At 62.0% G+C, this 24,066-nt stretch carries 27 protein-coding genes; 15 read left to right on the top strand and 12 right to left on the bottom strand.

What is annotated here, in order from left to right; all coding sequences use genetic code 11:
• Positions 1 to 33: 33 nt before the first annotated feature.
• The 4 genes from lspA to ACS4RS_RS05640 all read right to left on the bottom strand — a co-directional run bounded on the left by lspA (position 34) and on the right by ACS4RS_RS05640 (position 3,197).
• The gene (gene lspA, locus ACS4RS_RS05655) at positions 34 to 537 is read right to left on the bottom strand and encodes a signal peptidase II (protein ID WP_439008361.1); all 504 of its coding nucleotides are present in this window, start codon (positions 535 to 537) and stop codon (positions 34 to 36) included.
• On the bottom strand, positions 534 to 1,394 hold the full coding sequence (locus ACS4RS_RS05650; protein ID WP_439008362.1) for a TrmH family RNA methyltransferase: 861 nt from the start codon (positions 1,392 to 1,394) through the stop codon (positions 534 to 536). The genes lspA and ACS4RS_RS05650 overlap by 4 nt, the downstream gene beginning before the upstream one ends.
• A complete protein-coding gene (locus tag ACS4RS_RS05645; RefSeq protein WP_439008363.1) occupies positions 1,391 to 2,488 on the bottom strand; it encodes a class I SAM-dependent methyltransferase in 1,098 nt (365 codons plus the stop codon). Before ACS4RS_RS05645 ends, ACS4RS_RS05650 begins: the two co-directional genes overlap by 4 nt.
• 124 nt (positions 2,489 to 2,612) lie before the next feature.
• Positions 2,613 to 3,197 (bottom strand): NUDIX domain-containing protein, encoded by a 585-nt coding sequence (locus ACS4RS_RS05640; RefSeq protein WP_439008364.1) that lies wholly within the window; start codon positions 3,195 to 3,197, stop codon positions 2,613 to 2,615.
• Between the two features lie 103 nt (positions 3,198 to 3,300).
• On the opposite strand from ACS4RS_RS05640, the gene ACS4RS_RS05635 reads away from it, so the two are divergent.
• Both ACS4RS_RS05635 and ACS4RS_RS05630 read left to right on the top strand, forming a co-directional pair.
• Positions 3,301 to 3,756, top strand: a complete 456-nt coding sequence (locus ACS4RS_RS05635; protein WP_439008365.1) for an SRPBCC domain-containing protein — start codon at positions 3,301 to 3,303, stop codon at positions 3,754 to 3,756.
• A gap of 63 nt (positions 3,757 to 3,819) precedes the next feature.
• Positions 3,820 to 4,254, top strand: coding sequence for a GNAT family N-acetyltransferase (locus ACS4RS_RS05630; RefSeq protein WP_439008366.1), 435 nt, complete (start codon positions 3,820 to 3,822; stop codon positions 4,252 to 4,254).
• Between the two features lie 33 nt (positions 4,255 to 4,287).
• Here the strand turns inward: ACS4RS_RS05630 and ACS4RS_RS05625 are convergent, their stop codons facing one another.
• The 3 genes from ACS4RS_RS05625 to sppA all read right to left on the bottom strand — a co-directional run bounded on the left by ACS4RS_RS05625 (position 4,288) and on the right by sppA (position 6,064).
• On the bottom strand, positions 4,288 to 4,620 hold the full coding sequence (locus ACS4RS_RS05625) for a LapA family protein (protein WP_003570781.1): 333 nt from the start codon (positions 4,618 to 4,620) through the stop codon (positions 4,288 to 4,290).
• A 164-nt stretch (positions 4,621 to 4,784) separates the two neighbouring features.
• On the bottom strand, positions 4,785 to 5,084 hold the full coding sequence (locus tag ACS4RS_RS05620; protein WP_003544934.1) for an integration host factor subunit beta: 300 nt from the start codon (positions 5,082 to 5,084) through the stop codon (positions 4,785 to 4,787).
• Between the two features lie 29 nt (positions 5,085 to 5,113).
• On the bottom strand, positions 5,114 to 6,064 hold the full coding sequence (sppA, locus tag ACS4RS_RS05615; protein ID WP_449313993.1) for a signal peptide peptidase SppA: 951 nt from the start codon (positions 6,062 to 6,064) through the stop codon (positions 5,114 to 5,116).
• A gap of 224 nt (positions 6,065 to 6,288) precedes the next feature.
• Between sppA and lptC the strand changes: the two genes are divergently transcribed.
• The 7 genes from lptC (at position 6,289) to ptsN (ending at position 12,545) form a co-directional block, all read left to right on the top strand.
• Positions 6,289 to 6,954: an LPS export ABC transporter periplasmic protein LptC gene (lptC, locus tag ACS4RS_RS05610; RefSeq protein ID WP_439008367.1), complete on the top strand. Its 666-nt coding sequence runs from the start codon at positions 6,289 to 6,291 to the stop codon at positions 6,952 to 6,954.
• A 15-nt stretch (positions 6,955 to 6,969) separates the two neighbouring features.
• Positions 6,970 to 7,605: an LptA/OstA family protein gene (locus ACS4RS_RS05605; RefSeq protein ID WP_097624670.1), complete on the top strand. Its 636-nt coding sequence runs from the start codon at positions 6,970 to 6,972 to the stop codon at positions 7,603 to 7,605.
• Between the two features lie 40 nt (positions 7,606 to 7,645).
• Entirely contained in the window at positions 7,646 to 8,422 is a 777-nt protein-coding gene (gene lptB, locus ACS4RS_RS05600) for an LPS export ABC transporter ATP-binding protein (RefSeq protein ID WP_003583867.1), read from the top strand.
• A gap of 152 nt (positions 8,423 to 8,574) precedes the next feature.
• Complete coding sequence (rpoN, locus tag ACS4RS_RS05595; protein WP_439008368.1) at positions 8,575 to 10,137, top strand: RNA polymerase factor sigma-54; 1,563 nt, start codon at positions 8,575 to 8,577, stop codon at positions 10,135 to 10,137.
• 88 nt (positions 10,138 to 10,225) lie between these two features.
• Entirely contained in the window at positions 10,226 to 11,140 is a 915-nt protein-coding gene (locus tag ACS4RS_RS05590; RefSeq protein WP_439008369.1) for an EamA family transporter, read from the top strand.
• A 293-nt stretch (positions 11,141 to 11,433) separates the two neighbouring features.
• On the top strand, positions 11,434 to 12,009 hold the full coding sequence (hpf, locus tag ACS4RS_RS05585; RefSeq protein ID WP_439008370.1) for a ribosome hibernation-promoting factor, HPF/YfiA family: 576 nt from the start codon (positions 11,434 to 11,436) through the stop codon (positions 12,007 to 12,009).
• 71 nt (positions 12,010 to 12,080) lie between these two features.
• Positions 12,081 to 12,545, top strand: coding sequence for a PTS IIA-like nitrogen regulatory protein PtsN (gene ptsN, locus ACS4RS_RS05580; protein ID WP_003570770.1), 465 nt, complete (start codon positions 12,081 to 12,083; stop codon positions 12,543 to 12,545).
• Positions 12,546 to 12,617: 72 nt separating this feature from the next.
• On the opposite strand, the gene ACS4RS_RS05575 is transcribed toward ptsN, so the two are convergent.
• From ACS4RS_RS05575 to ACS4RS_RS05565, 3 genes are all read right to left on the bottom strand, one after another.
• Positions 12,618 to 14,957, bottom strand: a complete 2,340-nt coding sequence (locus tag ACS4RS_RS05575; protein WP_439008371.1) for a methyl-accepting chemotaxis protein — start codon at positions 14,955 to 14,957, stop codon at positions 12,618 to 12,620.
• Between the two features lie 302 nt (positions 14,958 to 15,259).
• Positions 15,260 to 16,159 (bottom strand): PfkB family carbohydrate kinase, encoded by a 900-nt coding sequence (locus ACS4RS_RS05570; RefSeq protein WP_439008372.1) that lies wholly within the window; start codon positions 16,157 to 16,159, stop codon positions 15,260 to 15,262.
• A gap of 51 nt (positions 16,160 to 16,210) precedes the next feature.
• Positions 16,211 to 17,434 carry a DNA recombination protein RmuC gene (locus ACS4RS_RS05565; protein WP_439008373.1) on the bottom strand — a complete coding sequence of 408 codons (1,224 nt, stop codon included), beginning with the start codon at positions 17,432 to 17,434 and terminating at the stop codon, positions 16,211 to 16,213.
• Positions 17,435 to 17,638: 204 nt separating this feature from the next.
• Here ACS4RS_RS05565 and ACS4RS_RS05560 point away from each other — a divergent pair, with 204 nt between their 5' ends.
• From ACS4RS_RS05560 to truA, 6 genes are all read left to right on the top strand, one after another.
• Positions 17,639 to 19,135: a methyl-accepting chemotaxis protein gene (locus tag ACS4RS_RS05560; protein ID WP_439008374.1), complete on the top strand. Its 1,497-nt coding sequence runs from the start codon at positions 17,639 to 17,641 to the stop codon at positions 19,133 to 19,135.
• A 98-nt stretch (positions 19,136 to 19,233) separates the two neighbouring features.
• Positions 19,234 to 19,749: a peptide deformylase gene (gene def, locus ACS4RS_RS05555; protein WP_439008375.1), complete on the top strand. Its 516-nt coding sequence runs from the start codon at positions 19,234 to 19,236 to the stop codon at positions 19,747 to 19,749.
• A gap of 64 nt (positions 19,750 to 19,813) precedes the next feature.
• Positions 19,814 to 20,074 (top strand): FitA-like ribbon-helix-helix domain-containing protein, encoded by a 261-nt coding sequence (locus ACS4RS_RS05550; protein WP_439008376.1) that lies wholly within the window; start codon positions 19,814 to 19,816, stop codon positions 20,072 to 20,074.
• Complete coding sequence (locus ACS4RS_RS05545; protein ID WP_439008377.1) at positions 20,071 to 20,490, top strand: type II toxin-antitoxin system VapC family toxin; 420 nt, start codon at positions 20,071 to 20,073, stop codon at positions 20,488 to 20,490. The genes ACS4RS_RS05550 and ACS4RS_RS05545 overlap by 4 nt, the downstream gene beginning before the upstream one ends.
• Positions 20,491 to 20,510: 20 nt before the next feature.
• Positions 20,511 to 21,446, top strand: a complete 936-nt coding sequence (gene fmt / locus ACS4RS_RS05540) for a methionyl-tRNA formyltransferase (RefSeq protein ID WP_439008378.1) — start codon at positions 20,511 to 20,513, stop codon at positions 21,444 to 21,446.
• Positions 21,446 to 22,246: a tRNA pseudouridine(38-40) synthase TruA gene (gene truA, locus ACS4RS_RS05535; protein WP_439008379.1), complete on the top strand. Its 801-nt coding sequence runs from the start codon at positions 21,446 to 21,448 to the stop codon at positions 22,244 to 22,246. Before fmt ends, truA begins: the two co-directional genes overlap by 1 nt.
• A gap of 6 nt (positions 22,247 to 22,252) precedes the next feature.
• Here the strand turns inward: truA and ACS4RS_RS05530 are convergent, their stop codons facing one another.
• Positions 22,253 to 22,849: a hypothetical protein gene (locus ACS4RS_RS05530; protein ID WP_439011747.1), complete on the bottom strand. Its 597-nt coding sequence runs from the start codon at positions 22,847 to 22,849 to the stop codon at positions 22,253 to 22,255.
• On the bottom strand, positions 22,836 to 24,029 hold the full coding sequence (gene dapE / locus ACS4RS_RS05525) for a succinyl-diaminopimelate desuccinylase (RefSeq protein WP_439008380.1): 1,194 nt from the start codon (positions 24,027 to 24,029) through the stop codon (positions 22,836 to 22,838). Before dapE ends, ACS4RS_RS05530 begins: the two co-directional genes overlap by 14 nt.
• Positions 24,030 to 24,066 lie beyond the last annotated feature (37 nt).

Below are 24,066 nucleotides of genomic sequence, written 5' to 3'. Positions count from 1 at the left end.
TCTTCCGAATGCCTTCAGGAATTCGATAAGATTTTAGCGGACGGCCTTTTTCGGCAACAGCAGCTCGTCGAGAATGACGCAGCCAGCCCCGATCGTGATGAAACTGTCGGCGAGATTGAACACCGCGAAGGACCAGCTGTCGGTGTAAAAGAGGATATAATCGATCACGTGGCCATAGGCGAAGCGGTCGACGAGATTGCCGATCGCGCCGGCGATGATCAGCGCGTAACCGAGATGGGCGAGCCAGCGATCCTTCGCCGTGCGGTACCACAGCCAGATGACGAAGGCGACGATGATCAGCCGCATGCCGACGATGAACCAGCCATCCATGCCCTCCAGCATCGAAAAGGCGACGCCGAGATTGTAGGTGCGGTAGAGCGCCAGCATCGGAATAACCGGCACGGCCTCCTGCAGCGGCAGATAATGATCGACAGCGATCTTGACGATCTGGTCGAGGAGAACGGCGACGATGATGAAGAAGAGGATCGGCGCGGGGCGCGAAAACAGCGCGGGGCGGGCAGGCGTCAGTTCGGTCATTTGCCCTCGGCAAGTGAGAGGAGATGGCGGCGCGCCTCGAAAAGCATGACGGCGGTGGCGACGGCAAGATTGAGGGAATCGGCCCGGCCCTGCTGCGGAATGCGGGCCAGAGCGTTCGCTTCCTTGGCGAGCTGGTCGGGCAGGCCGGATTGCTCGTTGCCCATCAGCAGCACGACCGGTTTTTTCCGGTAGTCGATGGTGCGGTAATCGACCGCGCCGGCAAGATGCGTCGCGACCACGGAAACGCCGGCCGATTTCCGCCAGGCGATGAATTCCTCCGGTGTTGCCCGCGCCACCGGAACGGCAAAGACCGAGCCCATGGTGGCCCGCACCGTTTCGAGCGAAAAGGGATCGGTCGTCTCTCCGATCAGAATGATGCCGGAAGCGCCGGCCGCATCGGCTGTGCGGATGATGGTGCCGAGATTGCCGGGGTCGCGCACCCGGTCGAGCGCCACCCAGGTCTCGCCATCCCTCGGCCGAATGTCCCGCAGCGGCATCCAGCGCTGCTCGAAGATGCCGACGACCATCTGCGGATTGTCGCGCCGGGTGATCGAGGCGATCACCTTTTCGCTGACTTCGAGCACCAGCCCACCCGAGGCGACGGTCTTTGCCGCCATCTGCTCGACCAGCGGCTTGCCCTTGGCCGCCTTGGCATAGACCAGCGTGCGGATCGTCCAGCCGAGTTCGATCGCATCGATGACGAGCTTCAGTCCTTCGGCCAGGAAAGTCCCGCTTTCCTCCCGCGACTTCTTGTTCGTCAGCGCCTTGATGTCTTTGATGATGGGATTGGCAAGCGAGGTGACTTCCTTCACCTGTCCGACCCTGCGCGGTCCCTGATCGTGGAAGTCCTTGCTCATTTCGGCACCCAGCGGGAAAAGAGGGAGGTGGAAAGCGCGCGGCCCGGCATCTTGCCGTCGAGGCCGGCTTCGCGGATGACCAGTTCGCCGGATTCGACCACCCCGCCGGCGCCCCGCATCGTCTCGCGCATCAGCTCGTGGATCGAATAGAAGCTGGCGCGGATCGAATAGGCGGTCAGCACCAGGCCCACCGCCTTCGGCGACAGGATCTCGCGGCAGACATCGAGCATCAACGGTAGATGCTCGAAGAGATGCCAGACTTCGCCGTTCGGGCCGCGGCCGAATTTCGGCGGATCGGTGAGGATGATGTCGTACTGGCTGCCGCGGCGTTCCTCGCGCAGGATGAATTTCATCGCATCCTCGCAGATCCAGCGGATCGGCAGTTTCTCCATGCGCCCGAGCGCCTGGTTTTCCCGCGCCCAGCCGATCGCCTTCTTCGAGGCGTCGACATGGGTGACTTCGGCGCCGGCTACGGCGGCAACCAGCGAGGCGACGCCGGTATAGCCGAAAAGGTTCAGCACCTTCAGCGGCCGGCCTGCCTTTTCGACCTGCTCCTTCATCCAGCTCCAGTGCACGATCTGCTCGGGGAAGACGCCGACATGACGGAAAGAGGTGAAGCGGCCGAGGAAATCGACGCCGAGCAGGTTGAGCGGCCAGGTCTCGCCCAGCGCCCCCTTCGGGAAGCGCCAGCGGCCGCTGCCTTCCTCGTCGGTATCGCCGGTGAAGACGGCATCGACTTTTTCCCAGACATGCGAGGGCAGCGAAGGCCGCCACAGCGCCTGGCCTTCCGGGCGGATGATACGGTAGGGGCCGTATTGCTCCAGCTTTTCGCCGTTGCCGCTGTCGATCAGGTGGAAGTCGCCGGCCCCGAGCGATTCGAGGATCACGGGCACGCGCTCAGCCGGACGCTCGCCGCTGCGTGTCATCAGCGGCCGTTCGGGGGCAGCAGGCACGGCAGCCTCGCGCACAATCTCGCGGGCAGCCGCAGGCCGCGCTACCGGCTTCGGCGGCCGGCCGGCCCGGTCGTCCCTGCGGCTTTCACCGGAAGGACCTGATGTCTTCTTCTGGCCCGGCCGGCGTTCTCTTTGTTTCAACGTGCTCTTCCGCGTGTGTGTCGGGATATGTTGAGAGCGTCTGCATCTCCAGCAGCGCCCTTTGAATTATGCAGTAGCCCAGAAAAGCGTGCCGGATCAACTGCGGGCCGGCGAGGCATTCATTTCACGCCTCGGATGACCGCCTGCGAAGCCAGCTTTCCGCCGCATAAAGGGCTGCGACATGCATCGACTGCATAGTGACCACGCCGGACTGCAGGTCGCTGAGGATCGCGGCAAGATCCGCAAACAGCAGCTCGACCTTCTCGCCGGGGTCGAAACGCGGTTCGCCGGCCCGGCTGAGACCGAGTGCCAGCCAGCTCGTCACCGCGTTGCTGTGGCTTGATGCATTCGGGTAGGAGGTCAGCAGCTTGACGAAGGTCGAAGCTTCATAACCGGTCTCCTCCCGGAGTTCGCGCCGGGCTGCCGCCATCGCCGCATCGCCGGTCTTGCTGTCGCCGGGTTCGACACCGCCGGCGACGAGCCCGTGGATGATCTCGCCGCGGCCATGCCGGTATTCCCGCGTCAGCAGCACGCGCCCGTCGGGCATGACAGGCACGACGTTGATCCAGTCGGGATAGTCGAGCACATGGAAGGGCGCGACGACGGTCCCATCGGCGGTGACGCAGTCGTCGCTTCGCAGCCGGATCCAGCGGTCCTCGTAGGTGATGCGGCTTGCCGTCACGCTCCAGGGCTTCAATTCGTCACTCATCGCCAATTCCTTGCTCCGGAACGAGCGGGATAACATTCCTCTTCGCCTGGCAAAAGCCTTTCCCGCTGGGATAAGGTGAACGGATCGGAGATGGGGCTATCGAATGGATTTCACCGGCGAAGAACGCATCGCCGCGCAGCGGGATGTCGTCTGGGCAGCGCTCAACGATCCCGAGATCATGCGCATCTGCATTCCAGGCTGCCAAGGCATCGAGCGGCTGTCGCCGGATACCTTCGGGGCGACGATCAAGGTCAAGTTCAGCCTGCTGTCGGCCACCTTTCATGGGCTGCTGACACTCTCGAATGTCGATGCGCCGAAGAGCTACACGCTGTCGGCCGAAGGCAAGGGTGGTCTTGCCGGCTTCGCCAAAGGAGCCGCCGATATTGTGCTCGAAGAAAGCGGCGCCGAGACCATCCTGCATTATCGGGCAAAAGCCGAACTCGGCGGCAGGCTTGCCCAGTTCGGCGCGCGCCTGCTCGATGCGACCTCACAGAGGCTCGCCGAAGGGTTCTTTTCGGATTTCAATGCCGCCGTCGTCACGAAGATGGCGGCCGGCTGATCCCGGCCAGACGCCACGCGCTTTGGGCTTGGCGCGGCATGGGCCATGGGCTAAATCGACGTCATGACGTGGACAATCAGGCCGCCGCGGGCGGAAGACCAGGAAATACTCGCGGAGATTTATCTTTCCGTGCGCCGCGAAACATTCGTCTGGGTCGATCCCGGCAAGTTCCACCGCGAAGATTTCGCCGCCCATACGAATGGCGAGACGGTCTTCGTCTGCGAGCATGAAAACGGCGGAGTAGCCGGCTTCCTGTCGCTCTGGCCGGCCGATGATTTCATCCACATGCTCTATATCAGTCGGGACTTCCAGGGCTTTGGCGCCGGTACGGCGCTGCTGCAGGCGCTGCCGGAATGGCCGCAACATCGCTATCGGCTGAAGTGCCTGGTGAGGAACCGGCGGGCGAAAGCTTTCTACCTCGCCCACGGTTTCCGCGTGACCGGCAACGGCACCTCGCCGGATGGCGACTATGAGGAACTGAGCTTTTCTCCGGTCTGACCGCTGCCGAAGCGTCGTCGAAACCGAGCCGGTTTATCGTGCCGGAAGCTGCCCCGCGATTTCCTCGGCGCGGCTCTTGTGGCGGTCGGCCTCGCCCTGCCAGCGGATGGCTTCCTTGGCCTCGGTGCGGGCGCGCTTGCGGTGTTTGCCCTGGCTGAACCAGGTGGCGGCCGAGCCGATCAGCATGCCTGCGATCAGGGCAACGACCAGGAAGACGAAAAAGGGCGCAGAAACCGCAAGCACCTGATCTTCCGGCCGGAACGGGTTGAAGGCGAGCGTGACGCTTTGCCGGTTGGCGACGCAGAAGACGATGAGGATGACGCCGAGCGGCAGCAGAATCAACAGGTTGACGATCTTCTTGGCCATTGGAGCTCTCCATGCGTCGGATGGCGCCGCCCTCTCTGAGCGGCGCATTGTAACTACGCATCGGCCCCGAAAATCGATTCCGATTTTCGCGGCCGATGCGTTAGCAGAATAGGAAAACGGTCTTCGAGATCAAGTGCGGATTCGCCGCAGGCGGCGTGCGCCGCTCAATCCTCTTCGTCGGCCTGGCCGGGATTGAGGCGCTCGCGCAGCTCCTTGCCGGTCTTGAAGAAGGGAACCCACTTCTCCTCGACGAAGACGGTATCGCCGGTGCGCGGGTTGCGGCCGGAGCGGGATGGGCGGTTCTTGACCGAAAACGCGCCAAAGCCGCGCAATTCGACGCGGTTGCCCGCAGCCAGTGCATCCGTGATCTCGTCGAGGACCGCGTTGACGATATTCTCGACGTCGCGATGATAGAGATGCGGGTTGCGTGCTGCAACAATCTGCACCAATTCGGACTTGATCACGTTCGCCCCCTTAAATTATTGATTTCTTATCAATCGTGGCCAACCTGCCAAACTGAAAGCAGCCCGTCAAGAAGCAACTTTGGGGGCAGGATTCCATTGATATCCTGGCCTTTCAAGAGATCATCATAACCGAAGATCGTAATCAATCGCGAAACAGCCCCAGCGAGCAGAAAGGGCGTATTGCTCTTCTTGTCCCAGTCGACCATCGGCAGGTCGGCGTCGACGCCGCGCGATTTGAGATAGGCCCGGATTTCCGGCTCGCCGCCGATCGTATCGACGAGTTTCACCTGCAGCGCCTGGCGACCGGTATAGATCGTGCCGTCGGCGAGTTTCAACACCTCGTCGCGCGGTAGCTTGCGCCGGTCGGCGACCAGATCGACGAACCAGTTATAGCTGTCGACCACCATGTTGCGGATCATCGCCTTGGCCTCCTCGCTCGCCTCGTGGAATGGCGAGGGCTCGGCCTTCAGCGGCGAAGATTTGATCTCCTGCAGCGAGACGCCGATCTTGTCGAGCAGCGGCTGGATCTGCGGATACTGGAAGATGACGCCGATCGAGCCGGTGATAGAACTGTCGCCGGCAATGATCGTATCGCCGGCGGTGGCAATCATGTAGCCGGCGGAAGCGGCAAGCGTGCGCACGTCGGAGACGACGGGTTTCTTGGCTGCGATCGCACGGATCGCCTTGAAGATCTTTTCGCCGCCATAGGTGGTGCCGCCGGGCGAGGAGATCGAAATCACCGCGGCCTTGACCTGATCACTGGTCTCGACCTTCTTCAGCCGCTCCAGAAGCTCGTCGTCGTCGACGATCAGCCCCGAGATCGTCACGTGGGCGATATGCGGGCGCTCCGTTCCGGCAGTGCCGAAGGCGAAGCTGTAGAAGGCCAGACCAAGCGCCACGATGAGGGCGACCGCGACGATACGCCAGAAGCCGAGCTTGCGGCGCAGCCGCCGGCGATCGGCGATAATCGAACTGTCCATGAGAAACCTCCAGCGCTGGCCCGGCTTCGGCATGCCGCCGATCGATCCGGTGAGATAGGTGGCAGCGGCGCGTACGAATGCCACTTTTTGATGTTTTTCCGTTTTGTTGCTTGTTGCAGAAAAAATTCCATATTGGCAAGCCAATGTAATAATGCGAAACGAACTGTGATTGGCGGCCGGCTTTGTTACGAGGCGCGGCAATCACCGCACATGGAACGAGACCTATGCTCGATACCCTGAAGAACAACGGAAATGCCGCCTATGCGGGCTCCGGCCGGAGCGCCTATGGCGATGCGTTGTTCCATTCCGCCCGCGTGCGGCGGCTGAAGATTTTGCTGCCGGTGGCAGCCCTCATCATCGCGGCTGCCCTCCTGGCGGTGGCGTTGGTCAGCATCTATCTGCCTGAGAACGTCAAGTTCGAAGGCGCCAAGATCGAAAACGGCAAGGTCGTGATGGAAAAGCCGGCGATCGCGGGCCGCAATTCCGACGGCATCAATTATTCGATGCTCGCCGAACGGGCGTTGCAGGATATCCGCAATCCCGATCTCATCACGCTGGAGACCATCAAGGCCGCCGTGCCGATGAATGACGGCCTGATCGCCCGCGTCGTCGCCTCGACCGCCGATTATAACCGCGCCACCGACAACCTGCATATGACGGCCCCTTTCACCCTGGTGCTAAGCAGCGGCCTGAACGCGAATTTCCAGTCCGCCCACCTCGACATCAAGGGCGGAAACATGCGCAGCGACGACCCCGTCACCATCACCAAGGACAATGCCTCAATTGTTGCGAAGACGCTCCAGATAACCGATAAGGGGCGGGTGATCACATTCGAGGGGAATGTTCGCATGAATGTCGATCCATCCACCATCCATAAACAGGGCACTTAACCAGCCGGGTCATCCATGACAAAAGATTGTCGCATTTCCACTTGCAAGACTGGCTTGGCGTTCATTGCCGGCGCATTTGCCCTTGTTCTGACGGCCGCGGGCGCGGGCGCGCAGCAGGCGGCCACGATGTCGGGCATGAAGCTTTCCAACGACCAGCCGATCCAGATCGAAAGCGACAAGCTGGAAATCCACGATCAGGAACACACCGCTTTGTTCACCGGCAAGGTCAAGGTCGTCCAGGGGACGACGACGATGCAGTCCGGCAAGATGACCGTCTATTACAAGGACAAGGCGGCAAAGCCGGCCGCTGACGGGACGCAGCCCGCCGCCCAGCCGCAGCAGTCGGCCTCGCTGGCATCGGGCAGTGCCGATATCGACAAGATCCTGGTGACCGACAAGGTCCTGCTGACATCGGGCACGCAGACGGCGACCGCCGATGACGGCAAATTCGATATGGCCTCGCAGACATTCATCCTCACGGCGGATCAGGGCAACAAGGTTATTCTGTCGGACGGGCCGAACGTCTTCACCGGCTGCAAACTGACCGTTCACATGCAAACCGGTCAGGCGGAGCTTGAAAGCTGCGGCGGGCGTGTCCAGATTCAGCTCGATCCAAAGTCGCAGCCGAATGCGCAGCAGAAGCAGAACTGAGAAGCCGGCCTCCCACGTGAAATTATCATCGCTATCCACCATGTTCGGCCAGCCCGGGCCACAAGCTGCGGGTGCCGCCGACAAAAGCCGCTATCAGGGAACACTGATCGCACGCGGTCTGACAAAGACCTATGCGACGCGGCGCGTCGTCAACGGCGTCTCGCTGGTGGTGCGCCGCGGCGAAGCCGTCGGCCTGCTCGGCCCGAACGGCGCCGGCAAGACCACCTGTTTTTACATGATCACCGGCCTCGTGCCGGTGGATGAAGGCACGATCGAGATCGACGGCAACGACGTCACGACCATGCCGATGTACCGCCGCTCGCGCCTCGGCGTCGGTTACCTGCCGCAGGAAGCCTCGATTTTCCGCGGCCTGACGGTGGAAGAAAATATCCGCGCCGTCCTCGAAGTGCACGTCAAGGACAAGGCCGAGCGCGAGCAGAAGCTGAACGAGCTGCTGGAGGAATTCCATATCCAGAAGCTGCGCAAGAGTGCCGCCGTGGCCCTGTCGGGCGGTGAGCGCCGTCGTCTCGAAATCGCCCGCGCCCTGGCGACCGACCCGACCTTCATGCTGCTCGACGAACCCTTCGCCGGCGTCGACCCGATCTCGGTCGCCGACATCCAGAATCTCGTCCACCACCTGACTGCGCGCGGCATCGGCGTTCTCATCACCGACCACAATGTGCGCGAGACGCTGGGTCTGATCGACCGGGCCTACATCATTCATGCCGGTGAAGTGCTGACCCATGGCCGGGCGAACGATATCGTCAACAATCCGGAAGTGCGCCGGCTTTACCTCGGTGATAATTTCAGCCTCTGAACGGCCGATCCTTCAGAAATTCACCTTGCGGCATAGTTCCGCTTGACCAAATACAACAAAAGAGCAATTTTTGGGCCAAGTTGGATTTCCGTGGCCTGAAGCCTTGATCGGACGCGGTTTCCCGGAGGAATTGAGGGAGTTTCGCGTCCGTCATGGCACTGTCCGCCAGTCTTTTCCTGCGCCAGAACCAATCGCTGGTGATGACACCGCAGCTGATGCAATCCATCCAGCTGCTGCAGATGACCCATGTCGAACTCACCCAGTTCATCGCCCAGGAAGTGGAGAAGAACCCGCTGCTCGAATTTCCGTCGAATGACGGCGAGGCAGGGGCAGAACGCGGCGAATCCGAGGACGAGCCTTATGGTCATTCTCCGGAGGATGCGGGCTCGGACGACGGCTACGACAACCGCACCGACGCGCTCTCCAGCGACTGGTACGACAATGGCGGCAGCGCCAGCACCAGCCGGCTGAACGACGAACTCGACGCCAATTATACCAATGTCTATCCCGATGACAGCGCGCCGCAGCGCCTCGATGCGCCGGAACTCGTCGGCCAGTGGAAGTCGATGCCGGGCAGCGGCGGCGAGGGCACCGATTACGATCTCGACGATTTCGTCGCCGGCCAGGTGTCGCTGCGCGATCATCTCGCCCAGCAAATCCCCTTCGTCCTGCCCGACATGGCCGATCGGCTGATTGCACAGAATTTCGTCGATCAGCTCGACGATGCCGGTTACCTGCAAGTCGATCTCGTCGAGACCGGCGAGCGGCTGGGCACGAGCCTGACTGCGGCCGAACGTGTGCTTGCCGCCCTTCAGACGCTCGATCCGCCGGGAGTTTTCGCCCGCAGCCTCTCGGAATGCCTGGCGATACAGCTCAGGCAGAAGGACCGGTACGACCCCGCCATGCAGGCGCTCGTCGAAAACCTCGAACTGCTGGCACGGCGCGATTTTGCCACGCTGAAGCGGCTCTGCGGCGTCGACGAGGAAGACCTTCTCGACATGCTCGGCGAAATCCGGCAGCTCAATCCCAAGCCCGGCAGCGGTTTCGAGACCGGCGTTTCCGAAGCGATCATGCCTGATGTGGTCGTCAGGCCCTCGCTGGAGGGCGGCTGGCTGGTCGAGCTCAATCCGGATACATTGCCGCGCGTCTTGGTCAACCAGTCCTATTTTGCCCGGGTGACCAGGAATGGCGACGATCACGCCTTCCTTTCCGAATGCCTGCAGAGCGCCAATTGGCTGACGCGCAGCCTCGACCAGCGGGCGAAGACCATCATGAAGGTGGCAAGCGAGATCGTGCGCCAGCAGGATGCTTTTCTGCTGAATGGTGTCGACCACCTGCGCCCGCTGAACCTGAAGACGGTCGCCGAGGCGATCAAGATGCACGAATCCACCGTTAGCCGCGTCACCTCGAACAAATACATGCTGACGCCGCGCGGCCTCTTCGAGCTCAAATATTTCTTCACCGTCTCGATCAGCGCCGTCGCCGGCGGCGACAGCCATTCGGCCGAAGCGGTGCGTCACAAGATCCGCGCGCTGATCATGCAGGAGAGCCCCGACGCGGTGCTTTCCGACGACGATATCGTCGACATGCTGAAGAAGGGCGGCGTCGATCTCGCCCGCCGCACGGTTGCCAAATACCGCGAGGCTATGAACATTGCCTCCTCGGTCCAGCGCCGTCGCGAAAAACGGGCGCTCGCCAAGGTCGCCGGCTTCTGACGCCGCAATGCTTCGGTCTTGATCGAAGCATCCAGCTCCAAATCCCCGTTATCTCTCTGACGTCTTGAACGAATTGGGAAAGCCGACCATGACGCCGCAAAATCCGAAGCTTGCCAGGGAGCTTCTCCTGCTATTGGCGCTGGCGACCCTTTGGGGGTCCTCCTACACTTTTATCAAGATCGGTGTCGAGACGATCCCGCCGGTGACTTTGATCGCCGTCCGCACGTTGATTGCCGGCGGCATCCTGCTCGCCGTCCTCCGATACCGGCGAATCCGCCTGCCCGCTGACGGTAAGACGTGGCGGCGGTTTTTCGTTCAGGCCTGTCTGAACAGTGTCATTCCCTTCACGCTGATTGCCTGGGCGGAACAATCCGTCGATGCCGGGCTAGCGGTGATCCTCAATTCGGCAACGCCGATCTTCACCTTCCTGCTGACCGTGCTGATAGCCCGCCACGAGCAGGTGACGGCGCGAAAACTTTTCGGCGTGATATCAGGACTAGCCGGCATCTGCCTGGTCATCGGCGTCGAGGTGCTCGGCGGTCTCGGCGAAAGCCTGATGGCGCAGCTCGCCATCATCCTGGCGACCGCCTGCTATGCAGGTGCGGCGATTTTCAGCAAGAACTTCAAGGGGCTCGATCCCGCGGTGCCGGCGGCCGGCTCGTTGATCTCGGGCGCGGTCATTCTCTTGCCGGTCAGCCTCGTCGTCGACCGGCCGTGGACGCTCGATCCCTCGGCCTCATCGATTCTGGCGCTGCTGGCTCTTTCCGCCTTTTCGACAGCGCTTGCCTTTGCGATCTATTTCCGTCTCGTCCAAACGCTGGGCTCGGTCGGAACGACGTCGCAAGCCTATCTCAGGGTGCCGATCGGTGTTTCGATCGGCATCGTTTTCCTCGGCGAAAGGTTGAGTCCGACGGCCTGGATTGGACTCGTTTGCGTCATCTTCGGTGTCGCAGCGATGACAATCCCGGCGCGGGTTAGAGCAATCACAGCTAGAATCAGCTAGTAATAATTGGCAAGAGGCCGGTGAAATATGCTGTAATTACCGTGTTTTGACTGCGTGCTTCGCGTGTATTAGTGATGTCGAGTTTTCGTCCTATTGACTTTTCAACAGCGGCTGGCTAGAAGCCCGCCGCAATCGATGCCGCAAACGGCATCTGGAGTTATCCCCAGCATCAGAAGGGCACCAAGGACCAGCAGGCTGACGCCGATCTTGCTTGAGATTGCGCGAAGTGCTTGGATGAACCTGAGGCTTGGCGTAAACTGGTACCCGCAAACGACGATAAGAAGGGAAACTCCATGAGTGTGCGTGTGTCCGGTAAACATATGGAAATTGGTGACTCGTTCCGTCAAAAGATCGAGGACCAAATTGGTATGGCCATCACGAAATACTTCGACGGGGGATATTCGGGTCAGGTGACCGTGGAAAAGGCGAATTCTCGTTACTCGGCAGACTGCAAGCTTCATCTCGACAGTGGGGTGGTGCTGCATGCGGCCGGCGAGGCGACGGACCCGCTGCTGGCTTTCGACGCCGCTTCGGAGCGCATCGAAAAGCGCCTGCGCCGCTACAAGCGCAAGCTGAAGGACCATCATGCCGGAAACCATCTGAACGGTTTTGCAGAAGTCTCCTACACGGTCATGGATTCCGTTCCTGACCACGAAGATGAAATCCCCGACGATTTCGCGCCCGCCATCGTCGCCGAAAGCACGAAGCAGTTGAAGACCATGTCGGTCGCCACCGCCGTGATGGCGCTCGACATGACCGACGAGCCGCTTCTGCTGTTCCGCAGCCCCGGCAAGGAACATTTGAACATCGTTTACCGTCGGCACGACGGAAATATTGGCTGGATCGATTCAGCCAATATCAAAGGCTGAGATCAGGCTGGTGAGCGGCGGTATCGCCGCCGCTCCTTGCATTCTGATCCCGGCGACAGAAGGAAAAAGAAATGGCATTGGCAGATTTGCTCCATCAGGATGCGATCATTCCCGCCCTCAGAGTAAATTCCAAGAAACAGTTGCTTCAGGAATTGGCCGCAAGAGCCGCCAGGATCACTGGGCTCTCCGAACGGGAGATCTTCGACGTCATCCTGCAGCGCGAACGCCTTGGCTCGACCGGCGTCGGCAACGGCATCGCCATTCCCCACGGCAAGCTGGTCAACATCCATTCGATCGTCGGCATCTTCGCCCGGCTGGAGCAGCCGGTCGATTTCGAAGCCCTGGACGACCAGCCTGTCGACCTCGTCTTCCTGCTGCTGGCGCCGGAAGGTGCGGGTGCCGATCATCTGAAGGCGCTGTCGCGGATCGCTCGCGTGCTGCGCGATCACGATCTGGTCGCCAAGCTGCGCGCCACCGATTCCGCTTCGGCAATCTATGCCTTCCTCAACGAGGAACAGACGTCGAACGCTGCCTGAACGTCATTTATGCCTGAAATGCAAAAGGCGCCGGGTCATCCCGGCGCCTTTTGCATGATGAGGAGCTGTTGGTCAGAACTCTTCCCAGCTATCCTGTGCCACAGCAGCCGAACCGCGAGATGGAGTTGCCGCACGACGAACCGCGGGGGCGGGAGCACGATGCACGGGGGCTGCAGCCGCCGGCGCACGCATCTGCCGGGCAACCGAGACGAGCGCCGATGTGTTGCCGGAACCGGAGATCCTGAAGCGGGTAGCAAGCGCCTTCAGCGTCTGTGCCTCGTCGTTGAGGGCGACGCTGGCGGCGGTTGCTTCCTCCACCATTGCCGCATTCTGCTGCGTCACCTGGTCCATCTGGTTCATGGCCTGATTGATCTCCTTCAGGCCGACGGCCTGTTCGCTGGCCGATGCCGAGATCTGCCGGATGAGGTCGTTGATGCTCATCACCTGTTCGGCGATCTTGTGCAGTGTGCCGCCGGCCCGCCCGACGAGTTCGACGCCTTCCTTGACCTGGACGGCGGAGGTGTTGATCAGCGTCTTGATTTCCTTGGCGGCATTGGCCGAACGCTGCGCGAGTTCGCGCACCTCCTGTGCGACGACGGCAAAGCCCTTGCCGGCTTCCCCGGCACGCGCCGCCTCGACACCGGCGTTCAGCGCCAGCAGGTTGGTCTGGAAGGCGATCTCGTCGATGACGCCGATGATCCTGGAAACTTCCGTTGAAGACTGTTCGATGCCCTGCATCGAGGCGATCGCCTTCTGCACCACCTCACCGGACTTTTCGGCATCCTGGCAGGCGAGGTTGACGTTGTCGGCGGCTGTGCGCGCGTTCTCGGCGCTGGAATCGACCTGTGCGGTGAGTTCGTTGAGCGCCGCCGCCGTCTCCTCAAGGCTTGCCGCCTGCTGTTCGGTGCGCTTGGCGAGGTCGGACGCGCTATTGCTGATTTCGCCGGTGCCCAAGCCAATATTGGCGACGCTGAGGTTCATCGTGTTGATGGTCTCTTCGAGGCTCGCAAGGGCGGCGTTGAAGTCCTGTTTCAGCTTGCCGTATTCGCCGGGGAATTCGTCGGTGATGCGGTGACTGAGATTGCCTTGCGACAGCGCCGAAAGGCCATCGCCGACGATCGAGACGATATGGCGCTGCAGCGATACCGATTGCTGCCGTTCCGATTCCGAACGGCCGCGCTCGCTCTCCGCCGCCTGCCGCTCCCTGGCGGCCTCGTCTTCGAGACGACGGCCGTCGGCGAGCGTGAAGCGGAAGCCTTCGAGCGCCTTGGCGACCGAACCGATTTCGTCGGTACGGTCCTGGGCGGCGACCGGTTCGTCGTATTTGCCGTCGCCGAGCGCTTCGACGCTGGCAACGAGACCGCCGAGCGGCCGCTGCACCAGCGAGCGGACGGCGAAATAGAGCGCCAGCATCACTGCGCCGAGCACCATCAGACCGTTGACGATCATCATGGTAGTCTGGTCCTGCACCGGTGCGTTGATCGCCGTATGCGGGACATCGACGAGCACGACCCAGGTGGCGTTGACGCCGGGAACCGCGAACGGGTAGACGACGCGGTCGAAAGGATCGAGGCCGTCATAGGTCAGGTTCCTGACGAGGCCCGGCTGTTTGCTCGACAGCGCCGATTTGACGGTGTCGGCGCCTTCGCCGTCATACTGCTTGGTCATCAGGTCGGGGATCGGCGCAACGATCCAGTTGCCGGTCTGCGACAGCAGCGTGACCCGGCCCGAGCCGAAGGGATGCAGCGCCTGCAGCTTGTCGGTCAGCGATTTCAGCGAGATGTCGACGCCGCCGACACCGATCATCTTGCCACCCGACATCACGGGATAGGCAATTGAGGTCAACAGCGTCGGAACGTCGGTACCTTCGGCCATATAAGGCGTGGTGATCGCGCCCTTGCCGCTGTCGGCGGCGAGTTTCCACCATTCGGCGGCATAATCATTGTCGAAAGTCGAATATTGAATGCCGCCGTCCTTGGTCTTAGACCAGTAGGGCGTGAAGGCGCCGTTTTTGTTCGTGCCTTCATCATTGTTGTCGGCGATCTCGGTGGTCTTGCCGTCAAGCGCGCCGAGCTGCTCGCAGAACCAGCTGCCGAAGGCGAAGGCGTTCTGTTCGAGATTGGCCTTCAGCACGTTGATCATGCCCTTGCGATCGAGCGACTTGCCTTCGTGGCCGCGGCCGATGACGCCGGACATGGTGCGTGCGGCGCTGGCGAGTTCGCCGACATTGGCGGCGATTTCATTGGCGATCGCTTTCGCCTCGAGGTTGGCCTGATCCATCGTCAGCGTCTGGACGCGGTCCCGGGTCTGGCCGATGAGGAAAAAATTCGAAACGACAAGGACAAGCGCGATGGCGATGCCGGTGATGACGATGAGTTTCGCAGCAAGCGATTTCATGCGGAAAATGGACATGGGATTCCTCGGGCAAGGATGCGCCGAACGGGCATTCTCCGGCGCAGGAGCGAAGGCATCGCCCCATCATGGAGCCGCCGCCTGCAGCGCCACGCATCGTTTAAAGACGCGCTAAGGACGCCGCAGCATTTGGATCATCCAGTGGACGGCCGGATCAAAGGCATGTGTCACCGGCGACCAGCAGCAACATCGCCGGAGATCTCTTAAATTTGAATGAAACTTCAGCCGCGCGCCGAGGCAAAATCACAAGAATTCCCCTTAAAATTAAGGGCTATGCCGGCGGCTTCGCAAAGAGACGCGGCTTATATCCTGGCTGCGACGTCCTCACCCAAAGGGATCGAAGGCTGCGCCCCAGATTTGAGGCAGGCGAGTGAACCGGCAACGGCCGCACGGCGCAACGCCGAGGCAAAATCCAGGCCCTCGTCGAGGCTCGCTGCGAAATAGCCGCAGAAAGTGTCGCCGGCGCCAACCGTATCGACGGGTTCGATCTTCAGACCCTGCGCCCTCGAGATCGCCCCGTCGCGGATGGCGATGACCCCATCGCCGCCAAGCGTCACGATCAGCGTCTGGCCGGTTTCGGCATGTAGGCGCGTCAGCGCTGCCTCGCGCGCTGGCGCGTTCATGCCGTCCTGTCCGGCGAGCCGCTCGAACTCGGTCTCATTGGCAATGACGATATCGGCAAGCCGGCCGAGACGTGGCGCATCGGGAATCAAGGGAGCAAGGTTGAGGATGCTGGTGACACCCTTGGCGCGGGCGGCCGACAGGGCGCGTTCGACGGCATCAGCCGGCACTTCGAACTGCAGCATCAGGATATCGCCTTCCTTCATGCCGCCGATCGCCGTCTCGGCATCGTCAGGGGTGACCAGGCCATTGGCGCCGGGAACGACGGCAATCATGTTTTCACCGTCGCCGCCGACAAGGATCAGCGCCGTGCCTGTGGGACCGTCGACATGCTTGACCAGAGAAAGATCGGTTCCCGCATCATTGAGCAGGGCAAGGGCATCAGCGGCGAAGCTATCCTTGCCGACAGCGCCGGCCATATGCACATAGCGGCCGGCGCGCCGCGCGGCCAGCGCCTGGTTGGCGCCCTTGCCGCCGGCGGCCGTGGCAAAACCATTGCCGGCCACCGTCTCGCCGGGCTTCGGCAGACGTTCGGTGGTGGCGATGAGATCCATGTTGATGGACCCGAAAACTGTGATCATCAGGGGTGTCCCGTCCTTTGGCGCATGCGGGCGAGACACTGCCCGAAGCGGTCACTCCTCGTCAACCACCCTGAGCTTGAGAAGACCGGTGCGGCTTTCCACCGATTTGGCTGCGGGTTCGGTGTCGCGGCCCGGTTTGCTGTCGCCGCCCGCGTCGAATTCCAGCGCTTCGATCTTGGCGCCGCGCCTGGTCAGTTTGTCGGCCGAGGTAACGACCATGTCGATATCCTTCTGCGCCATGGCAAAATGGCCCTGCAGCTTGCGCACCCTCTCGTCGAGGCGGCCGAGATCGTCCATCAGGATCGCCACTTCGCCCTGGATCAGATGCGCCTGCGCCCGCATGCGCTGATCCTTGAGCACGGCCTGGATCACCTGGATCGACAGCATCAGCAGCGACGGCGAGACGATGACGATGCGTGCGCGATGCGCCTTCTGCACCACCGGCTCGAAGTTTTCGTGGATCTCGGCGAAGATCGATTCCGACGGCACGAAGAGAAAGGCCGTATCCTGGGTTTCGCCCTGGATCAGATATTTCTCGGAAATGTCCCTTATATGGATCTCCATGTCGCGGCGGAATTGCTGGCCGGCGATCTTGCCGGCCTCCGGGCTGCCGGCGTCGCGGATCGCGTTCCAGGCTTCGAGCGGAAATTTCGCATCGATCACCAGCGGCGGCGCACCGTTCGGCATGCGGATCGTGCAGTCCGGCCGCGAGCCGTTCGACAGCGTCTGCTGAAAGGCATAGGCGCCCATCGGCAGGCCGTCGGCGACGATCGTTTCCATCCGCGACTGGCCGAAGGCGCCGCGCGTCTGCTTGTTGGAAAGAATGGCCTGCAGCCCGACGACATCCTTGGCAAGCGTCTGGATATTGTTCTGCGCCGCATCGATCACCGCCAGCCGCTCCTGCAGCCGCTGCAGATTCTCATGTGTCGATTTGGTCTGTTCGGTGATCGTCGAGTTGACGCGCTGCGACATGCCGTCGAGGCGTTGGCTGATCGTCTGATTGAGTTCGCTTTGCCGCGCTCCGAAGACCTCGGCCATGGCCGTGATGCGGCCCTGCATCTCCGCCTGGATCTTCAAAAGCTCGGCCATGCGCATTGCACTTTCCCTGGCGCGCAGATCCGCCTCCTCCGCCTGTTCGCGGCGAAGGCCGGCGGCGCGCAGGAAAAGCACGATCCCCAGCAGGATAAGGGCTGCAAGAACGCCGCCGGCCAGCGCCAGCATGGCCGGGCTGATCGTGGCGACGGAAGCTGCGAGCGATTCGGAAGCGACGGTCATGGCGCAACCATAACAGAAGATGCGGCAATATATAGATCAAAACGTGAACGAAGTCGGCAATCCTCAATATCCTCCAATGCCCGCCGCGCCTTGCTGGTGAAAGCGTAAAATCGCGGCCGGATTTAACGATTGCTCAACCATATTCGCCAAAATCTGTAACGCAGAATTTCCTTCCGCGCTGTTGCGCCAAATACAGAGATATCTATGACATCCCAGCAGACCGACAGTGCGCTCAAACAGCGCCTCGATTTCATCGAACTGGACGAGGCGGCGCGCAAGTCGATGCGAGACCTGCGCCCTGTTATATCAGAGCTGATCGGGGGCGCCCTCGATAAGTTCTATGCCAAGATCGCCAAGACCCCCGCAGTCTCGAGCTTCTTCACGGACAAGAACCATGTCGCCCATGCCAAGAAGCGGCAGCAGGATCATTGGGCCAATCTTGCAGGCGGCACCTTCGACGAAAGCTATGTCGAGGGCGTGGCTGCGGTCGGCCGCACCCATGCCCGCATCGGGCTGGAGCCGCGCTGGTATATCGGCGGCTATGCCCTCGTCATGTCCGAGCTCGTCAAGGGTATCATGGAGAAGCAGTGGCCTTCGGTCTTCGCGCGCCATCAGGGCAGGCAGCTGGCCGAGAAGCTCTCCGCCGTCATCAAATCAGGCATGCTCGACATGGATTATTCCATCTCGGTCTATCTCGATACGCTGGAAACCAATCGCCGCGCGCTGGAAGCGGAGCGCGCCAAGGCGCAATCCGATCAGGCCGTCGCGCTGGAGCAGCTGCGCCGCGGACTGGAGGCACTGTCGAACGGCGATCTCGATGCCACTCTGCCTTCCGATCTGCCGGGTGATTTCAGGCAGATGGCCGAAGATTACAACCGAGCCGTCAGCGCCCTTCGCCAATCTTTCGCATCCGTGCGCGACGCATCGGGTCAGATCATGAGCGGCGCCGACGTCATTTCCAATGCGACCAACGACCTGGCGCTGCGCACAGCCCAGCAGGCGGCAGGCGTCGAGGAGAGCTCGGCCGCCCTGCAGCAGCTTTCCGTCAGCGTCGGTCAGACCGCCGCCAATGCAGAAAAGGCGTCCGACGCCGTGCGCGAGACGCAGCAGAAGGCGAAGAATTCAGGGGAACTCGTCACCAGCGCCGTCTCGGCGATGGCCGGCATCGAAAAATCCTCGACCGAAATTTCCAAGATCATCGGCGTCATCGACGAGATCGCCTTCCAGACCAACCTGCTGGCGCTGAATGCCGGCGTCGAAGCGGCGCGTGCCGGCGATGCCGGCAAGGGCTTTGCCGTCGTCGCCCAGGAAGTCCGCCAGCTCGCCCAGCGCACGGCCGAAGCCGCCAAGGAGATCAAGAACCTGATCTCGCAGAGCTCGACCCAGGTCAATGAGGGTGTGGGCATCGTCTCCAGCACCGGCGAGGCGCTGAACGACATGATCAGCCGCATCGATATCATCAACCGCTTCGTCGCCGATATCGCCGCTGCCGCCCGCGACCAGGCGACCGGCGTCAACGAGGTCAGCGTGGCGATCCGCAGCATGGGCGAAATCACCCAGCAGAATTCCGGCATGGTCGAACACACCTCGGTGGAAACCCGCCGCCTCAATAATGAGGTAGAGAAGCTGATCGAGCTGCTGCAGCGCTTCCGCGCCCGGCCGGAGGGCCGTTCCGTCGCCGCCACCCGCCGGGCGGCTTGACGCGAATATGGCGAAATTCCGGGCAGGGATGCAAAAAAGCGTCTTCCCCGCCCGCCGGATAATTCCATAGTCGGAAAAGATGGGTTATGGGAACGCCCATGACCATCAAGCCACTCATCATTCTTCCCGATCCTATTCTCCGCCAGGCCTCCAAGCCGATCGAGCGGGTCGATGCCGACCTGCAGCGTCTTGCCGACGATATGCTGGAAACCATGTACGACGCGCCGGGCATCGGCCTTGCGGCGATCCAGATCGGCGTGCCGCGCCGCATGCTCGTCATCGACGTATCGCGCGAAGGCGAGGAAAAGCAGCCGCAGGTCTTCATCAACCCGGAGATCGTCAAATCCTCCGACGAGCGCTCGGTCTATGAGGAAGGCTGCCTGTCTATCCCGGATTATTATGCCGAGGTCGAACGCCCCGCTGTCGTCTCGGTCAAATATCTCGACCGAAACGGCAAGGAGCAGACGGTGGAAGCCGATGGGCTGCTCGCCACCTGCCTGCAGCACGAGATCGACCATCTGAACGGCGTGCTGTTTATCGATTATATCTCGCGGCTGAAGCGGGAGATGGTGATCAAGAAGTTCACCAAGGCGGCGAAGACCAAGGCGCTCTGAGCTTCGCGTTGCAAATGCGCTGGCGAGCCATTATGATATCACTGATATCATAATGGAGGTGCCGATGGGTGACCTGCTTATTCGCGATGTTCCGGATGCAATGAAGCGGCAGCTTCAGGAAAGCGCGCAGCGTAATGGCCGCAGCCTTTCGGAAGAGGCGATCGAAATCATCCGCCGGCAGATTGCGGTCGGGCGTTCGGGAGCTTCCGCCGGACAGCGCCTGCGCTCGCTGATGAGCGATGAAAGATTGAGCGATGAGGAAGTGGAAGCCATCGCCGCATCTCGCCACGAACCCGACCGCGAACCGCCGCGCTTCGACACATGATCGTCCTCGATACGAACGTGATTTCCGAAATGCAGGGGAGAACCTACAGCGAGCGGATATTGAACTGGCTTGATGGCTACGACGTCGAGACGCTTTTCCTGACGACGATTGCCGTCGCCGAAATGCGCTATGGTCTTGAGCTTCTTGATGATGGCAGGCGGAAGGCAGCGTTGATCTCCGACTTCAACAGGATCGAGTCGGAATTTTCAGGCCGTATCCTCGGTTTTTCCCTGAGCGCGGCCAATCGCTATGGCCTTTTGGCGGCGCAGCGGAGGAAGGCGGGGCGGCCGATGGAGACCAAGAATGCGATGATTGCCGCCATCTGCCTTGCAAACGGCGCTACACTCGCGACCCGCAACACCAGAGATTTCGAGGGGCTTGATCTCAAGCTCGTAAACCCGTTCGAAGACGGTTGATCCTCAATTGGCGAGATAGAATGTCTCTTAGCATCATCTTCATGGGAACCCCGGAGTTCTCGGTTCCGACCCTGCGCCTGCTCGTCGATGCCGGGCACAGGATCGTAGCCGTCTATACGCAGCCGCCGCGGCCGGGCGGGCGGCGCGGGCTCGATCTGCAGAAATCGCCGGTGCACCAGGCGGCCGAGCTGCTCGGTCTGCCGGTCTTCACGCCGGTCAATTTCAAAGACCCCGAGGAGCGCGAGAGGTTTGCCGCCCTCAAGGCCGATGTCGCCGTCGTCGTTGCCTATGGTTTGCTGCTGCCGGAGGCAATTTTGGACGGCACCCGCGACGGCTGCTACAACGGCCATGCCTCGCTGCTGCCGCGCTGGCGGGGTGCGGCGCCGATCCAGCGGGCGATCATGGCGGGTGATGCTGAAACCGGCATGATGGTGATGAAGATGGATAAGGGGCTCGATACCGGCGCCGTCGCGCTGACCCGAACAGTCGAGATCGGCCCGAACATGACGGCAGGCGAACTGCACGACCGGCTAATGCAGGTCGGCGCCAAGGCGATGGCGGAAGCCATGGTAAAGCTGGAGATGAACGACCTGCCGCTGACGCCGCAGCCGGAAGATGGCGTGCTCTATGCCGCCAAGATCGACAAGGGTGAGACGCGTATCGATTTTCTCAGGGATGCCCTAGATGTGCACAACCATATCCGCGGTCTGGCGCCATTTCCCGGCGCCTGGTTCGAGCTCGAGATCGGCGGCAAGCCTGAGCGCGTGAAGGTGCTCGGCTCGGAGCTGGCTCAGGGCGAGGGGACTGCCGGGCAATTGCTGAGCGACGATCTCGTGGTCGCCTGCGCCTCCGGTGCTGTGCGGCTGACCAGGCTTCAGAAGGCAGGCGGCAAGCCGCTGGCTGCGGCCGAGTTCCTCAGGGGAACGCCGCTTGCCGCCGGCACAAGGCTTTCCTGATGCCGCGTTTCCGCATGACCGTCGAATATGATGGCGGCCCCTATGTCGGCTGGCAGCGGCAGGAGAATGGTCCTTCGGTGCAGGGCGCAATCGAAGCCGCGGTGCTGTCGCTGACCGGCGAGACGGTCTCGATTCGCGGCGCCGGCCGCACCGATTCCGGCGTTCACGCCATGGGGCAGGTGATCCATGCCGATCTGTTGAAGGCGTGGTCACCGTACCAGCTGCAGAATGCCTTGAACGCGCATCTGAGGCTTGCCGGCGAACGTGTTTCCATTCTGGATGTCGAGGTGGTTGCGGAATTCTTCGATGCCCGTTTCTCGGCGCTGCGCCGCCATTATCTCTATCGCATCGTCAGCCGCCGGGCGCCGCTGGCGCTTGAAGCCGGCAAGGCCTGGTGGGTGCCGAAGGTGCTCGACCACGAGGTCATGCACGCCGCCGCCCAGAGGCTGGTCGGCCGGCACGATTTCTCCACCTTCCGCTCCGCCCATTGTCAGGCAAACAGCCCGGTGCGCACGCTCGACCGGCTGGATGTGACGCGCAGCGGCGAGTTGATCGAGATCCGCGCCACGGCGCAGAGTTTTCTCCACAACCAGATCCGTTCCTTTGCCGGCACGCTGAAGCTCGCCGGCGAAGGCAAATGGACGCCTGACGATGTCGAGGCCGCGCTGGAGGCGCGAGACCGCAAGGCCTGCGGCCCGGTGGCGCCGCCCGACGGGCTCTATTTCCTGCAGGTGGATTATCCCGACGTGATCATCGATCGACGCAGGCCGGTCGGCGAGACCGATGACGATCAATCGTAAGCTTGATCAGACCGGATAGATGCCGAGGAAGTGCTGCAGATATTCCGAAAGGATCATCGATGGCACCAGCATCGCCAACGTCATCGCCCCGACCATCAGCGGATGACCGTGGCAGATCATCCGCAGAATGCGCGCCAGCACGAAGACCTGCGCCAGCATGAAGGCAAGCAGCAGCAGCGAGACGAGGCCGACGGAGCCGGGGAGGAAGACCACCGTCGCCAGCAGCAGCCCGTTGATATAGGAGAGCGGCACGCCGAGCCAGTTGACGCTGACGACGACGGGGGCGAAACGCTCACCCATGCGGAAGGCAAGCAGCAGCAGCCCGGCAAAAACCAGCGGCACGAACCAGTTGGCGAGCTCGACGAAGCCGAGCCTGACATAGAAGGCAAAGCCGACATCGGCTTCCGGCGGCATCGACCGCAGAAAGACCTGTCGCCACCAGAGCCAGGAAATGCCCATCGGCGGCAGGCACCAGGCGATCGCCCAGAACGAGCGGTTGACGCCGCGCTCGGACAAATCGAGGTAGCGGAAGCCGCGCGGATCCAGCCGGATCAGCAGCCAGAGGCCGGCCAGATAGTATTGGACTTCCCTAAGCCCCGGCATTGGCGAACCAGTGGGCAATGAAGGTCTCGTAGATCGCCGTCAGCGTCTCCAGATCGGAAACGGCGACGCGCTCATCGACCATGTGCATCGTCTGGCCGACGAGGCCGAACTCGACGACCGGGCAATAATCCTTGATGAAGCGCGCATCCGACGTGCCGCCGGTGGTCGAAAGCGCCGGCGAGCGGCCGGAGACACTTTCGACGGCTGATGACAGCGAGGCGATCAAACCATTGTTGCGCGTCAGGAAAACATGGCTCGGCCGGTCGGCCCAGACGATATCGTATTTCACCGGTTCGCGGCCCGGCCGCAGCCGTCCGTTCCCGGCGGCAGCGTCGAGGCGCCGCAGGATTTCGGCACGCAGCGTCTCTGCCGTCCAGCTGTCGTTGAAGCGGATGTTGAAGCTGGCCGCTGCTTTTGCCGGAATGACGTTGGTCGCCGGATTGCCGACATCGACCGTAGTCACCTCGAGGTTCGATGGCTGGAAATCGTCGGTGCCGCCGTCGAAGGGCGGATCCATCAGCGCCTGCGTCAGCTGCAGCATGCCGCGCACAGGATTGTCGGCAAGATGCGGATAGGCGGCATGGCCCTGGACGCCGTGCACGGTGATCTTGCCCGACAACGAGCCGCGCCGGCCGATCTTGATCATGTCGCCGAGCCTGTCCGGATTGGTGGGCTCGCCGACCAGGCAGGCATCCCAGCGCTCGCCGCGTTCGGCGGCCCACTTCAGGAGCTTGGTTGTGCCGTTGATCGCCGGGCCTTCTTCGTCACCGGTGATCAGGAAGGAAATCGAGCCCTTGGGCGGCCCGTTTTTCTCGATATTGCGGGCGACGGCGGCGACGAAGCAGGCGATGCCGCCCTTCATGTCGACGGCGCCGCGGCCGAAGAGCTCACCCTTCGATATCTCGGCGGCGAAGGGCGGATGCGTCCAGGCGGCTTCGTCGCCGACCGGCACGACATCGGTATGGCCGGCAAACATCAGATGCGGGCCGTCCTTACCGAGACGGGCATAGAGGTTTTCAATATCGGCGGTTCCCGCTTCGCTCGCTTTCACCTTGTTGACGGTGAAGCCGAGCGGCGCAAGCATGGCGTCGAGCGCCGACAGGGCGCCACCTTCGGCTGGAGTCACCGAGGGGCAGCGAATCAGCGTCTGAAGATTGGCGACGGGATCGGTAGCGGTCATGGCGTCGAACTATCCGGCGGGAATGGCAAAGACATGG

The sequence above is a fragment of the Rhizobium sp. F40D2 genome (assembly GCF_051810745.2).
GTDB lineage: Bacteria > Pseudomonadota > Alphaproteobacteria > Rhizobiales > Rhizobiaceae > Rhizobium.
Note: the sequence above shows the minus strand (reverse complement) of the source record. Positions and strands in the feature narration are given on the sequence as shown.